At 37.8% G+C, this 14,394-nt stretch carries 15 protein-coding genes; all 15 read right to left on the reverse strand.

Annotated features, from left to right (window positions below):
- Positions 1–8: 8 nt before the first annotated feature.
- On the reverse strand, positions 9–1,373 hold the full coding sequence (locus DQM95_RS08185) for an acetyl-CoA carboxylase biotin carboxylase subunit (RefSeq protein ID WP_037592761.1): 1,365 nt from the start codon (positions 1,371–1,373) through the stop codon (positions 9–11).
- Between the two features lie 27 nt (positions 1,374–1,400).
- Positions 1,401–1,823, reverse strand: a complete 423-nt coding sequence (fabZ, locus tag DQM95_RS08190; RefSeq protein ID WP_015911802.1) for a 3-hydroxyacyl-ACP dehydratase FabZ — start codon at positions 1,821–1,823, stop codon at positions 1,401–1,403.
- Positions 1,820–2,260 (reverse strand): acetyl-CoA carboxylase biotin carboxyl carrier protein, encoded by a 441-nt coding sequence (locus tag DQM95_RS08195; protein WP_230080778.1) that lies wholly within the window; start codon positions 2,258–2,260, stop codon positions 1,820–1,822. Before DQM95_RS08195 ends, fabZ begins: the two co-directional genes overlap by 4 nt.
- Before the next feature lie 30 nt (positions 2,261–2,290).
- A complete protein-coding gene (fabF, locus tag DQM95_RS08200) occupies positions 2,291–3,523 on the reverse strand; it encodes a beta-ketoacyl-ACP synthase II (RefSeq protein WP_037592758.1) in 1,233 nt (410 codons plus the stop codon).
- A 15-nt stretch (positions 3,524–3,538) separates the two neighbouring features.
- Entirely contained in the window at positions 3,539–4,273 is a 735-nt protein-coding gene (fabG, locus tag DQM95_RS08205) for a 3-oxoacyl-[acyl-carrier-protein] reductase (RefSeq protein WP_015911805.1), read from the reverse strand.
- On the reverse strand, positions 4,273–5,205 hold the full coding sequence (gene fabD / locus DQM95_RS08210) for an ACP S-malonyltransferase (RefSeq protein ID WP_037592757.1): 933 nt from the start codon (positions 5,203–5,205) through the stop codon (positions 4,273–4,275). Before fabD ends, fabG begins: the two co-directional genes overlap by 1 nt.
- A gap of 23 nt (positions 5,206–5,228) precedes the next feature.
- On the reverse strand, positions 5,229–6,230 hold the full coding sequence (gene fabK, locus DQM95_RS08215; RefSeq protein WP_257737357.1) for an enoyl-[acyl-carrier-protein] reductase FabK: 1,002 nt from the start codon (positions 6,228–6,230) through the stop codon (positions 5,229–5,231).
- Positions 6,231–6,354: 124 nt separating this feature from the next.
- Complete coding sequence (locus DQM95_RS08220; protein ID WP_015911808.1) at positions 6,355–6,579, reverse strand: acyl carrier protein; 225 nt, start codon at positions 6,577–6,579, stop codon at positions 6,355–6,357.
- Positions 6,580–6,641: 62 nt separating this feature from the next.
- Positions 6,642–7,616, reverse strand: coding sequence for a beta-ketoacyl-ACP synthase III (locus tag DQM95_RS08225; protein WP_037592755.1), 975 nt, complete (start codon positions 7,614–7,616; stop codon positions 6,642–6,644).
- A complete protein-coding gene (fabT, locus tag DQM95_RS08230) occupies positions 7,616–8,050 on the reverse strand; it encodes a fatty acid biosynthesis transcriptional regulator FabT (protein WP_015911810.1) in 435 nt (144 codons plus the stop codon). Before fabT ends, DQM95_RS08225 begins: the two co-directional genes overlap by 1 nt.
- Positions 8,051–8,125: 75 nt before the next feature.
- The gene (locus DQM95_RS08235; RefSeq protein WP_015911811.1) at positions 8,126–8,917 is read right to left on the reverse strand and encodes an enoyl-CoA hydratase; all 792 of its coding nucleotides are present in this window, start codon (positions 8,915–8,917) and stop codon (positions 8,126–8,128) included.
- Between the two features lie 192 nt (positions 8,918–9,109).
- A complete protein-coding gene (dnaJ, locus tag DQM95_RS08240) occupies positions 9,110–10,243 on the reverse strand; it encodes a molecular chaperone DnaJ (RefSeq protein ID WP_015911812.1) in 1,134 nt (377 codons plus the stop codon).
- A gap of 439 nt (positions 10,244–10,682) precedes the next feature.
- Positions 10,683–12,509 carry a molecular chaperone DnaK gene (dnaK, locus tag DQM95_RS08245; protein WP_015911813.1) on the reverse strand — a complete coding sequence of 609 codons (1,827 nt, stop codon included), beginning with the start codon at positions 12,507–12,509 and terminating at the stop codon, positions 10,683–10,685.
- Positions 12,510–12,624: 115 nt separating this feature from the next.
- On the reverse strand, positions 12,625–13,203 hold the full coding sequence (gene grpE, locus DQM95_RS08250; protein ID WP_015911814.1) for a nucleotide exchange factor GrpE: 579 nt from the start codon (positions 13,201–13,203) through the stop codon (positions 12,625–12,627).
- A gap of 44 nt (positions 13,204–13,247) precedes the next feature.
- Entirely contained in the window at positions 13,248–14,282 is a 1,035-nt protein-coding gene (hrcA, locus tag DQM95_RS08255) for a heat-inducible transcriptional repressor HrcA (protein ID WP_015911815.1), read from the reverse strand.
- Positions 14,283–14,394: the final 112 nt, after the last annotated feature.

Below are 14,394 nucleotides of genomic sequence, written 5' to 3' on the forward strand. Positions count from 1 at the left end.
GTTAACTCCTAATTCTTATGATAATGTGGTAAAAATGTCTCCATTAAAAATGAAGTATCATAATCTCCAGCAATAACATGCTTATCTGAGATTAAATCTAATTGGAAATCAACGTTAGTTGCAATTCCCTCAATTTCTAATTCGTAAAGTGCGCGTTGCATCTTCATCAAAGCATCAAAACGGTCTTCACCATGAACAATAACCTTAGCAATCATGCTGTCATAATAGGGAGGGATAGTGTAACCATGATAAACAGCTGAATCCACTCTTAAACCAACCCCACCACTTGGTAAATATAAATCGGTAATTTTACCTGGACTTGGAGCAAAATGAAAACTTGGATTTTCAGCATTGATCCGACATTCAATCGCATGTCCCTTAATGGTAATATCTTCTTGCTGTATTTTAAGAGGGAATCCTGCTGCAATTTTGATTTGTTCCTTAACCAAGTCAACGCCTGTCACAAATTCTGTAACGGGATGTTCAACTTGAATACGAGTGTTCATTTCCATAAAATAAAACTTTCCTGAAGCTTCATCAAGTAAAAACTCAATTGTTCCCGCATTTTCATAAGAAACAGCTTTTGCAGCTTTTACGGCTGCATCTCCCATCTCTGTTCTTAAGCTAGTTCCGATGGCAATAGAAGGACTTTCTTCCAAAACCTTTTGATTATGTCGTTGTAAAGAACAGTCTCTTTCACCTAAATGAATCACATGACCTTGGGAATCGCCTAAAATTTGTACTTCTATATGTCTTGCGGGGTAAATAACTTTCTCAACATACATGGCTCCATTTCCAAAGGCACTCAAAGCTTCTTGAGAGGCAGAAGAAAAGGATTCTTCCAGTTCTGAAGCTGTATTGACCTTTCGAATCCCTTTTCCGCCGCCACCGGCCGATGCCTTTAGCATAATCGGGTATCCCACACGTTCTGCGACTGCTCGAGCCTCCTCAGCGGAGAATATTTCCCCATCTGAGCCCGGAATAACCGGAACTCCTGCTTTAATCATCTCTGCACGCGCGTTGATTTTGTCCCCCATTTTATCCATGGTTTGAGCTGATGGACCAATAAATTTGATATTCATTTCCTCACACATGGTGGCAAATTTAGAATTTTCACTTAAAAAGCCAAAACCTGGGTGAATAGCCTGCGCTCCAGTAACAATAGCTGCAGATAAAACAGATTTCATATTGAGATAAGAATCTGTTGATTTAGCAGGCCCAATGCAAATAGCTTGATCTGCAAGCATGGCATGAAGAGCGTTTTTATCCGCTTCAGAATAAACAGCAACTGTGGAAATCCCTAGCTCCCTAGCTGCGCGAATAATCCGAACTGCAATTTCACCACGATTAGCAATTAAGATTTTTTTAAACATACTTTTCCTCCACAGAATTCTTGGTTTCTAGCTACCTATTGCAAAGGTTAAGGTTCCACTTGCTGCTAGTTTTCCATCTACTTCTGCTTTTGCCTCAACAACAGCAATAGTCCCTCGTCGTTTGATAAAGGTCGCTGTCATAATGAGTTGATCACCAGGTATGACTTGTTTTTTGAATTTAACCTTATCCATACCCGCATAAAATACAAGTTTTCCTTTGTTTTCCTCTTTTGATAATTCAAGCACTCCTGCTGTTTGAGCAAGAGCCTCCATTATGAGAACTCCTGGCATGACAGGATAATGTGGAAAGTGGCCATTAAAAAAGGGTTCGTTGATGGTAACATTTTTCAGAGCTACAATGTGATCATCACTAACCTCTAAAACGCGATCAACCAAAAGCATTGGGTAACGGTGTGGAAGAGCTTCTTGAATGTCTTTGATGTCTATCATTTGATGCGCACCAAACCTTTTCCAAACTCAAGGATTTCCTCATTGTCTACAAGAATTTCAGTGATAACGCCATCTTTTGGAGCAGGAATTTCATTCATCACTTTCATCGCTTCAATAATCATTAAGGTTTGTCCTTTTTTGACTTGATCACCTACAGTTACAAAATTATCTTTTCCAGGACCTGGTGATAAGTAAGCAATCCCCACTAAAGGACTTTCTACCAATTCCCCACTGACTTCACCTACGGTCGGATCATCAGCTTTCAGAGATTCCATATGTTCTGATATCGGAGAGTCAGCTTGTGTTTTGTCGCTTGTTACTGTCAAAAGAGTTGGCTGACTCTCATTAATTGGTCTTTCATTCTTACTGAAATGCAATTCTTCTTCTCCTGATTTGAAAGTAAATTCCCTGATATCAGACTGATTGAATTGCATCATCAACTCTTTTATTTCTTGAATATTCAAAAATTATCCCTCCCAATTTTTGAAAGCTAGAACCGCATTATGTCCGCCAAAACCAAATGTGTTTGACATGGCGTATCGAATTTCTGCTTCTTTTCCTTGTCCAAAAATAACATTAGCTTCAATGTCATCAGATAGTTCTTTGGTTCCTGCTGTCATAGGAATATAGCTATTTTTCATTGCTTCAATCGTTGCAATAGCTTCAACAGCTCCAGCAGCACCTAATAAATGTCCAGTAAATGATTTGGTTGATGAAACCGGTACTTCTTTGCCAAGAACCGCAACAATAGCTTGACTCTCACCTTTTTCATTAGCCGGTGTTGATGTTCCATGGGCATTGACATAATCAATGTCACTGGCACTTATTCCTGCTTCTTGCAAGGCCAAATGCATGGCTTTACGAGCACCTAAACCTTCGGGATGTGGTGAAGTCATATGATAAGCATCACAGGTATTCCCATAGCCAACAATTTCTGCTAGAATTGTTGCTCCACGTTTTTGAGCATGCTCTAAACTCTCTAATACCAACATTCCTGAACCTTCACCCATGATAAATCCATTCCTGTCCTTATCAAATGGAATAGAAGCACGTGTTGGATCTTCTGTTGTGGATAGAGCAGTCAAACTTTGGAAACCAGCAATGGCAAATTTGGTGATTGCTGCTTCTGCACCACCAACAATCATCACGTCTTGTATACCAAATTTAATATGGCGATAGGCATCACCAATTGCATCATTTGATGAAGCGCAGGCAGTATTAATTGACTTGCAAACCCCATGAGCTTTTAAGGTCATAGCAACGTTACCAGCCGCCATATTCGGTAATGCTTTAGGTAAGGTCATGGGTTTCACACGTCGAGACCCTTTTTCATGCAAACGAATGACTTGTTCTTCAATTTCATGAATGCCACCAATTCCTGTCGCTACAATAACTCCCATGCGATCAGAATCAACGGTTTCAATATCAAGTTGTGCATTGTTTACGGCTTCTAATGAAGCATATAAGGCATATAATGAATACATGTCATAGCGATTTAAATCTTTTTTGACAAAGTATTTATCGAATGGAAAATCCGATATCTCAGCTGCATTTTTAACGATAAAATCGTCTGTATCAAATTTTGTAATTGGACCAATACCAATTTTACCATTTTTTAGACTTGACCAAAAGTCCTGGGGTGTATTTCCAATTGGAGATGTGACTCCGTAACCTGTTACAACTACTCTATTAAATGTCATCTTATTACCTCTATCTTATTGCATGGTCATGCCACCATCGATGGCAATAACTTGGCCAGTTATATAATTTTGACTGGCTAAATAGCTTGCTAACTTAGCAACTTCTTCTGACTTCCCAATTCGTTTCATAGGAATCTGGCTGAGAATGCTATCTTTGGTTTTTTCGGAAAGAATTTCAGTCATATCTGATTCAATGAAACCAGGTGCAATGGCATTAACGGTGACACCACGACTAGCAACTTCACGCGCAACCGATTTAGTAAAGCCTATAAGACCAGCTTTAGAGGCAGCATAATTAGCCTGACCAATATTCCCTGTCAGCCCAACGACACTTGATAGGTTGATGATAGCACCTTGTCTAGCTTTAGACATCGGTTTTAAGACTGATTTAGTCATGTTAAATGCCCCAATTAAGTTGATTCGAAGAACCGTTTCGAAATCCTCCTGTGTCATTTTTAGCATTAATTTATCAAATGTTATGCCAGCATTATTGACTAAAACATCAATTGCACCTAATTGGTCAGTAGCTTCTTGAACCATCCTATCTGCGTCTGCTTGATTTGAAACATCACCTGAAACAAAGATGACTTTTCCTTCTGCACCTTTAAAAAAATCCATGACTTCTGGATTAAGATTTGAACGACCATTTAATACTATATTTGCACCTAAAGATGAAAATTCTTTCGCAATAGCTAAACCAATGCCTCTGCTTGAACCTGTAATAAAAACATTTTTTCCTTTAATTTCCATTAATGTCCATCCTTTTCTTCAAAATAATATCTTAATGCTGTTATGTCTGAAATACTAGTACACTGAAGGTTTTTATCAATTTTTTTAATAAAGCCACTTAAAACACTTCCTGGACCAATTTCAATGACTTCTTCACATCCAAGTTCTTGTAATTTTGTGATGCTATCATAAAAACGAACAGGTTCCATTACTTGTCTTTCTAATAGTTCTGGAATACGTTTTTTTGTCATAATATCAGCCTCAGTATTACCAACTAGGGGTAGAGAAAAATCTTTGAATTTTACCTTGGCTAATTCTAAACTTAAATTTTTACTAGCAGGTTCTAAAAGCGCTGTATGGAAGGGACCAGATACATTTAAAGGTATCAAGCGTTTTACACCCTTTTCTTTCAATAATTCTAAGGCATGATTGACAGCTTTAGTTTCACCACCAATGACAATCTGACCTGGAGTATTATAATTTGCCGGCGAAACCACTCCTACTGAAGAGGCTTCTTCACAAATCTCTTCAATCAATTTAGCATCAGTATTTAAGACGGCAATCATTTTTCCAGAACCTGCCGGAGCAGCATCTTCCATGAATTGACCACGTTTTGCAACTAATTGAAGAGCATCATCAAAGGATAGGGCTCCCGAAGCTACGAGTGCAGAATATTCACCAAGAGATAAGCCCGCAACCAAATCCGGATATAATCCATGACTCTGTAAAACTTTAAAAATTGCGACCGATGTTGTCAAAATAGCTGGTTGCGTATAACGTGTCCGATTCAACTTTTCCTCATCAGTGTCAATCAGCAATCGTAAATCATAACCTAAAATGCCTTCTGCACGATCAAATAAATCTTTTACCATAGGATAAGCATCATAAAAATCTCTTGCCATTCCTAGTTTTTGGGCCCCTTGACCCGCAAATAAAAATGCACGCTTTGTCATATCATGTCCTCAATATTTCTTAGTTATTTTGGTTTTGTAACCATTTGCCAGCGTTTTGCTTCTTTTTGGATAATGTCTGCAGCTCCATAAAATAAATCTTCAATAATATCTTGACAGCTTTCTTCTTTCTGAACGAGACCAGCAATTTGACCAGCCATAACAGATCCATGTTCAACATCACCATCTACTACCGCATTTCTGAGTGCTCCTGCCCCCATCTCTTCAATATCTCCAGCCGATTTTCGATCAGCTAAAAACTCTTTTTCTGCTTTTGCATATGCTGAGGTTAGTTTGTTTTTTAGGGATCTTACAGGATGTCCAACAACTTGAGCGGAAACCACAGTATCGATATCCTTAGCTTTTAAGATTTTATCTTTGAAATTTTGATGGGCATTAGATTCTTTGGCAACGACAAATCGTGTTCCAACTTGAATCGCTTCGGCTCCTAACATAAAAGCAGCCGCTGCCCCTCTTCCATCAGCAATACCACCTGCTGCAATAACTGGAATGGAAATACTTTCAACAACTTGACGAACCAATGTCATTGTCGTTAATTTACCAATGTGTCCCCCTGCCTCCATGCCTTCCGTAATGACAGCATCAACTCCTAATTTTTCCATTCGTTTGGCTAAGGCAACACTTGGGACAACTGGTATGACAATAATTCCAGCTGCATGGAGTCGTTCCATATATTTTCCAGGATTTCCTGCACCTGTAGTAACTACTTTGACACCCTCCTCAATCACTAAATCAACAATGTCATCAGCAAAAGGCGACAAGAGCATGATATTAACACCAAATGGATTTTTGGTTATTGATTTGACACGATCAATATTAGCTTTTACAACTTCTTTAGGGGCGTTTCCACCACCAATTATACCCAATCCACCTGCATTTGAAACAGCTCCTGCTAAATCGCCGTCTGCTACCCAAGCCATACCACCTTGAAAAATGGGATATTTAATATTTAGTAATTCTGTAATTCGTGTTTTCATAGTTACCTTCTTTTGCGGATAAAAATTAATTTGATAATCAAACTATATAAAAATAATGAAAGAGTGAGTTAGTTCCTGATACAGGGGCTAATCTCACCCTCTATGATGATGATTCAACTAAAAGAGTTATTTTTAGTTGATAACTAATTTATGCTTATTTCATTTTTTCTTCAACGTAAGCAACTAAATCGCCAACAGTATTTAAACCTTCTTCAGTTTCAATTTGGATATCGAAGGCATCTTCAATTTCTGAAATAACTTGGAACACATCAAGTGAATCCGCGTCTAAATCATCAAAGGTTGTTTCCATTTTAACTTCTTCTGCTTCTTTTCCTAATTCTTCAACAATAATTTCTTGAACTTTTTCAAAAACTGACATTTTATTTCTCCTTAAAAATGTTTCTATTTTATTTTTATAAATGTGTTAGACACATGATATAACTAGATTTTAACAATTAGACTTCCCCATGTCAAACCTCCGCCAAAGCCAGAGAGTAAGACTTTTTGGCTACCATCTAATAAAATGAGTCCCTTTTCAACTGACTCAGATAAGAGGATTGGAATACTTGCTGCACTAGTATTGCCATAGGTCATCATATTTTCTAGAAATTTGTCTCGTGGACAACCTATTTTCCTCGCCATCTTATCTAAAATGCGACGATTTGCTTGATGTAATAAGAAATAATCAATTTCTTCCGCCGTCACTGACGATTCCTCCAGCAAGCTTATAATACTTTTTGAGACATCTCTGATAGCAAAGTCAAAAATGGCTCTGCCATCCATCTTAATGAGAGGACTGGCCTCCTCGCTATCAGAAAAAGGTGAGCGCAAAGGATTATTACCTGATGTTAAGTTTTGACCTCTAGAACCATCTGTATGGAGTGATTCAGCCATAAAGTGTTGTTCAGAACAAGCCTCAACCAAGACTCCTCCAGCTCCATCTCCAAAAAGGACAGCCGTCGAGCGATCTTCCCAATCCAAATATTTAGAAAGGACTTCCGCACCTATGACGAGACCTTTTTGATAAGAAGCAGACCTTATCAATTTATCTGCCATAGCTAATGCAAAGACAAATCCACTACAAGCTGCTGTCATATCAAAAGCAAAAGCATGTGTTGCACCAATAGTTCCTTGAACTTTTGCTGCAACAGAAGGCATAATGGAATCTCCCGTAATGGTCGCTACTATGATAAAATCGATCTCAGTTGCGTCAATATTTGCCTTTTCTAACAATTTTTCAGCAACTCGACTCGCTAAATCACTGGTATTTTCAGAACGTGAAATTCTTCTTTCTTTAATTCCGGTCCGTGAGGAAATCCATTGATCATTTGTCTCCAAAATCAAGGATAAATCGTCATTACTAATGACTTGCTCCGGAAGATGATGCGCTGCTTGACTAATTTTACTATAAGTCATTAGATTAAATCCTCCAAAAACTGGTGAAGATTTTCTAAGCCTCTTAGTAATGCCTTTATTGCCTCTTCATCCATATCCTTGACCACATGCCCAACCATATTTTTGTGGAATTTAGCATGCAATCGGTCAAGAAGTCGACCTCTCTTTGTCAACGACAGATAGACAACCCGCCTGTCTGTACTGGAGCGTCTTCTTTCAATATAACCCTTTGCCTCAAGTTTATTAAGACTTGTCGTCACGGTTCCTAATGTCACCATGAGCTCTCTTGCAATATCACTTGGGGTTACATCATCGTATTTTCCAATGATTTCAATTGTATGCATTTCTTTTAACGATACATCACTAAATTGACTCGTTTTTAGACTAATCTCTTCAATAACCAATATACGGTTGAAGATATCAACAAGATAATCATTAATTTTATGATATTCCAAGACAAGACCTCCTAACAATAAACTTTGACTGTCAAATTATATCAAATAGCAAAGTTTTTTGCAAGATTTAAGTTATTACTCCCCTTGAAATTGCGGTAATCGTCTTTCCGCAAAGGCTCTTACACCCTCTTTAAAATCTTCTTTAAAAGCAAGCTCTTCTTGTAAGTCTAACTCTAAACTTGCATATGCTTCCCAACCTTTAAAGAGACTTTGCCAAATAAGTTTTTTCATGGCCGCATAAGAATTTGAAGAACCACGTCTCAAACGTTTTAGTAGTTGATTAAGGGTTTTTTCTAGGTTCTCAGATTCAACAGCTTTATAAACAAAACCGTATTCCACACCTTTTTCAGCTGAGACTGCATCACCTGTCATAACTAAATGCGTAGCTCTATTGAGACCAACAGCGCGGGTTAACAAGAACAAACCTCCCGCATCCGGTGCCAAAGCAACATTAACAAAAGCCTGTATAAACTTTGTTTGAAGACTTGAAATGCAAAAATCTGCTGCTAAAGCGATATTAGCAGCCGCACCCGCCACTGCACCATCTGTCAGTAAGATAACAGGTTTTGGTAATTGTTTTATCGCAAAAGAAATTTCCTGGACCAATTTTGCAATATCAACCAAAGATTGAACATCGTCCTTTTCAACAGCATCCTCCATTTCTTTTAAATCACCACCAGCAGAAAAAACTTTTCCATTAGCTTTGATTAATAAAAACCGGATATCGCTATTCTTTTCAACAATCGCTATAGCATCAAGAATTTCTTGACACATAGGGATATTAAAACCATTTGAAACCTCTGGTCGATTTAATACAATCGTTGCTAAATCCTTTTCAAAGGTAACTTCAATATTTTGATAAGTCATAATAACCTTCTTTCTTTATTTTCTTAATTCGAAAAATAGTTTTATTGCAAAATGGTTTGATTATCAAATTAATTACCTGTTTTATTTTACAATAGTTTTTTTATTTGTTCAAGTAAAAATATCACTTACTTTTAGAAATTGTTGACAAAAAGAGTATCAGAAAAAGGTTAAGAAAAAATCTTAACCTTTTTCTTAAATGTCCTCAAGGGCATCTTTCATTTTATCAAAGAATCCCTTTTTCTTTGGAGTAGAAATTTCTTGACCACTTGCCTCAGCAAAAGCTCGCAGTGCTTCTTTTTGTTTTTCATTTAATTTAGTTGGTGTCACAATATTAACTGTTACGTGTTGATCACCTTGTCCAGCACCTCGTAATTTTGGTGCACCTTTTCCTTTTAGTCGGAAAACTTTCCCTGTTTGGGTTCCTGCTGGAATGGCCATTTCGACATCACCATGCACAGTTGGAATATCAACTGTATCACCTAAAGCAGCTTGAACGAAACTAATGTTCAAGTTGTAATAGATGGTTGACCCATTTCGTTCAAATTTTTGACTTGGTAATACATTAAGTACAACAAATAAATCTCCGTAAGGACCACCATTAAATCCAGCTTCTCCTTGACCTTGAAGGCGAATCTGCTGTCCAGTTTCGACACCCGCTGGAATTTTTACAGAAACCTTATGTGTTTCCTTTTCATGACCAGTACCGTGACAGGTTTGACAAGGTTCTTTGATTTCTTTACCACTTCCATGACAAACATCACAAGTCACCTGTCTACGCATCATACCAAGAGGTGTTTGTGTATCTACATTGATTACCCCTGATCCATGACAACGTCCACAAGTTACTGGACTTGTTCCAGGTTTAGCCCCAGATCCTGCACAGGTGTGACAAGTTGCTTCACGATGATAGGAAACGTCTTTTTCAACTCCGAAAATGGCTTCTTCAAAAGTCAGATTAACCCGATATTGTAGGTCATCACCTTGTCGAGGTGCATTGGGATTACGCATCCCACCGCCACCACCAAAGAAGCTTGAGAAGATATCTTCGAAACCGCCGAAGCCACCACCATCAAAGCCACCAAAGCCGCCACCACCAAAACCACCTTGGGCACCAGCCGCACCGTATTGATCATAGGCGCTTCTTTTTTGTGCATCACTTAATGTTTCATAGGCTTCTTGAACGTCCTTATATTTTTGTTCCGCTCCTGGTTCTTTATTGATGTCTGGATGGTATTTTTTTGACATCTTACGATAGGCTTTTTTTATTTCGTCTTGTGAGGCATCTTTTGATACCCCTAGACGATCGTAAAATTCTGTATTGTTCATATAATTAAGATATTAAGCCGTTAAGCGACTCAAAGAAAAATAGGAAAGTCGACGAAGATGCTAGCATCTTGGAGATTTTCTCTTTTTTCACAGAGTCGTAGGCGTATTCAGTTTCAAAAACTAAATTACCTGGTAGCCCGTGTTCAGTTTAGAACACTATCATTCCTTTCTTTTAAATTAAAAGGGTCATTTTACCCAAAAACAGAGGCTGGGTACAACCTCTGAATTCGGATATATGCAAGGTTAGATTTTCGAAAAAAGTATTACAAAAATCTTGGATTATCGGAAATCCCCCCTCCTTTTTAAGGTTTGGGGCGAAAACCATTCACTCAATAGCCTCGCTTTTGTATGTCAAGGCCCGGGATAAAAATGTTCACTAGACATTTCCCCTCATTTTTCTATTTTTTGGTTCGGGGCTAAAACCATTCACTGAATAGTTTTACTTTTCCGTAAACTCACCATCTACTACATCATCATTGTTTGCTGAGTCGCTTGATTGTGCACCTTCAGCTCCTTGAGCTGCTTGTTGTGCTGCTGCAGCTTGTTCGTAAATTTTAACCGCTAAAGCTTGTGCTTTTTCATTTAATGCTTCTAATTTTGCTTTCATATCATCTGCATTACCAGATTCTTGAGCAGCTTTCAATTCATCAAGTGCTGCTTGAGCTGCATCACGTTCAGTATCAAAACCTTTACCTTCAGTTTCTTTAATCGTTTTTTCAGTTGTGAAGATTGCTTGATCAACTTCGTTTTTAAGATCAACTTCCTCTTTACGTTTTGCATCTGCTTCAGCATTTGCTTCAGCATCTTTCATCATGCGTTCGATCTCTTCTTCGCTCAAACCATCATTTGATTTAATGACAATGTGTTGTTCTTTTTGAGTACCTAAATCTTTAGCTTTAACAGAAACAATACCGTTTTTGTCAATGTCAAAAGTAACTTCAATTTGTGGAATACCACGAGGAGCTGCCGGAATATCTGTTAATTGGAAACGTCCTAATGTCTTATTATCTGCTGCCATTGGGCGTTCCCCTTGAAGAACATGAATGTCTACTGCAGGTTGATTATCAGCTGCTGTTGAGAAGACTTGTGATTTAGAAGTTGGGATGGTAGTGTTGCGTTCAATTAATTTTGTGAAAACACCACCCATTGTTTCAATACCAAGTGACAATGGTGTAACATCAAGAAGAACAACATCTTTAACATCACCTGTGATAACCCCACCTTGAATAGCAGCACCCATAGCTACAACTTCATCTGGGTTAACAGATTTATTTGGTTCTTTTCCTGTTTCAGCCTTAACAGCTTCAACAACTGCAGGGATACGAGTTGAACCACCTACTAAAATAACTTCATCAATTTCTGATAATGATAATCCTGCATCTGAAAGGGCACGACGTACAGGAACTTTTGTACGTTCAACAAGATCACGCGTTAAATCATCAAATTTAGCACGCGTTAAGCTTACTTCTAAGTGAAGTGGACCTGCTGCACCAGCAGTGATAAACGGCAAGCTAATTTGAGTTTGAGTGACACCAGATAAATCTTTTTTAGCTTTTTCTGCTGCGTCTTTCAAACGTTGTAAAGCCATTTTATCTTGTGATAAGTCGATGCCATTTTCTTTTTTGAATTCTTCAACCAAGTAATCAATAATTTTTTGGTCAAAGTCGTCACCACCAAGTTTGTTATCACCAGCTGTTGCAAGAACATCGAAGACACCATCACCTAATTCAAGGATTGAAACGTCAAATGTACCACCACCAAGGTCAAATACCAAGATTTTTTCATCTTTATCAGTTTTATCCATACCATAGGCAAGAGCTGCAGCAGTTGGTTCGTTAACAATACGTTCTACCTCAAGACCAGCAATTTTACCTGCATCTTTAGTAGCTTGACGTTGTGCATCGTTGAAGTAAGCTGGGACAGTAATAACAGCTTTTTCAACTTTTTCACCTAAATAATCTTCTGCATAACCTTTAAGGTATTGAAGAATCATTGCTGAAATTTCTTGTGGTGTATAATCTTTACCATTAGCTGATACTTTTTCAGAAGTACCCATTTTAGATTTAATTGAAATAACAGTATCTGGATTTGTCACTGCTTGTCGTTTAGCTGCGTCACCAACAATGATTTCACCATTTTTGAAAGAAACAACTGAAGGAGTTGTACGATTACCTTCTGGATTTGCGATGATTTTGCTTTCAGTTCCTTCAAGAACTGCGACAGCTGAGTTAGTTGTACCTAAGTCAATACCAATAATTTTTGACATGTTTTTTTACCTCTTATATTTTCTTATACTAGTCTAGTTTAACGACTTGGCGGTCGAATCAGTGTTTTTTGTTTTTAGAGCTCAGTACCTTCGCAATGGCTGAGCAGGAAAAGCTTTAATTGTAGACAACAACCATGGCTGGTCTTAACAAACGTTCATGGAGCTTATAACCTTTTTGGAAGACCTGTGCAATGGTATCTGCTGGATGTTCTTCATCAGCTGGTAGTGTTTGAACTGCCATATGAATATTATGATCAAAGGTTTCTAATGGTACTTCTTCAATCCCTTCTTCTTTCAGGGCTTGAATTAAACTTTCTTGCACCATTTCTATTCCTTTTTTAACATCATCTGTCAACCCTTCCACAGCTAGAGCACGCTCAAGATTGTCTAAACTTGGTAAGATTTTTTTGGCTAAATCCTGTGAACGAAATCGTTGCAAGGATTGACGTTCCTCATTTGCTCTGCGTTGAATATTTTGCATTTCAGCATGAGCACGAAGGTATTTGTTTTCAAACTCTTCGGCACGTTCATTTGCGATTTCTAATTCAGATTTTTCGTCAACTTCTGAATTGTCATCGTTCGTTTTCTTTTCGTCAGCTTTTTCATCAAGGTTTTCAGCTGAGGTTTCAGGATTTTCCTCAATGATTTCTTCAAGGTCATCTTTTTTGATGTCTTCTTCATGTTTATGTGACATGGAAGCACCTCTTTCTCTCTTATTTTCTTTTCTAATTAACTTCTCTAATTAACTTCGTAATGATTACTGTTTAGGTAACGATAGTAATCCCTTAGCTTAATTGCTAAGATACGTCCCATCACATTGATTAAACTAACATTCCGACGATAATTCATATCAATAGGTCCAATTAAGCTTAGCAAGCCAAAACCACGATAGGGAATTAAAAATTTGTAGGTCAACAAACTCAGATTTGCTAGTGCTGGTTCATTACTGTCAGCAACCTGAACTGTTGCCATCTCATTTTCAGACATTCCTTGCCGTATCGTAAAGGCTAGATGTTGTTCATTATTTAAAAACTGGTAAGTGTCAAGACCAGCATACTCCAATGCATTGACCTTACCTGAAACAAAAATACTTTCTTGGAATAACTCCCGAAAAATGTATTCAAATAAATCCAAAACATTATCTGTAACGGTGAAATACTTCTGTAAAATTTGAGGTATCTCTGTTCTTAATTTATAATGGACATCCATCAGATTTCTACCTAGCAGGCGTTCATCAACAATTTCCTTAATTTTAACCAAGTCTCTGGTTAAAAAATTTTTGGGAATGGCGAATTGAACTGTTTGAGGTTTTGATTCATCCAAATTCAATACTGCTAAGGCATCATGATTAGAGAGTTGAACAATATCAAAAGCCGTCAGTTTTTGATGGGATGGTTCAACATCTAAGATAGCTACCGAGTAGTGCGTCATATCTGCTAAAACTTGACTTGCTTTTGCTAAAATATCTTCTAAGCGAAAAGCTTCAAAATCAAAAGCTTTAACCAATTGATAGATGTCACTCTCATCGACACTATCGAGGCTTAAGGAATGTTCGACAAAATACTTAAATCCAGCAGGACTTGGCATTCTTCCACTTGACGTGTGAGCTTTTTCCAAAAGCCCTAATTTTTCAAGCTTTGCCATTTCATTTCGAATAGTGGCACTGCTTGTTTCAATACTAGCTTGAAGCGCTTTGGAACCCACAGGTTCATGCGTTTGTGTAAACAAGTCAATAATCAGATTTAAAATCTCATTTTGGCGTTCCGTTATCACCAGCACTCCCCCTTTCGTTTAGCACTCTGATAATAAGACTGCTAACTTATATTTCCATTATACTCTATAAAAAAATACTGTCAAGGAAAAAACACAAAAAATTAGCACTCTT

The sequence above is a fragment of the Streptococcus uberis genome, assembly GCF_900475595.1.
GTDB lineage: Bacteria > Bacillota > Bacilli > Lactobacillales > Streptococcaceae > Streptococcus > Streptococcus uberis.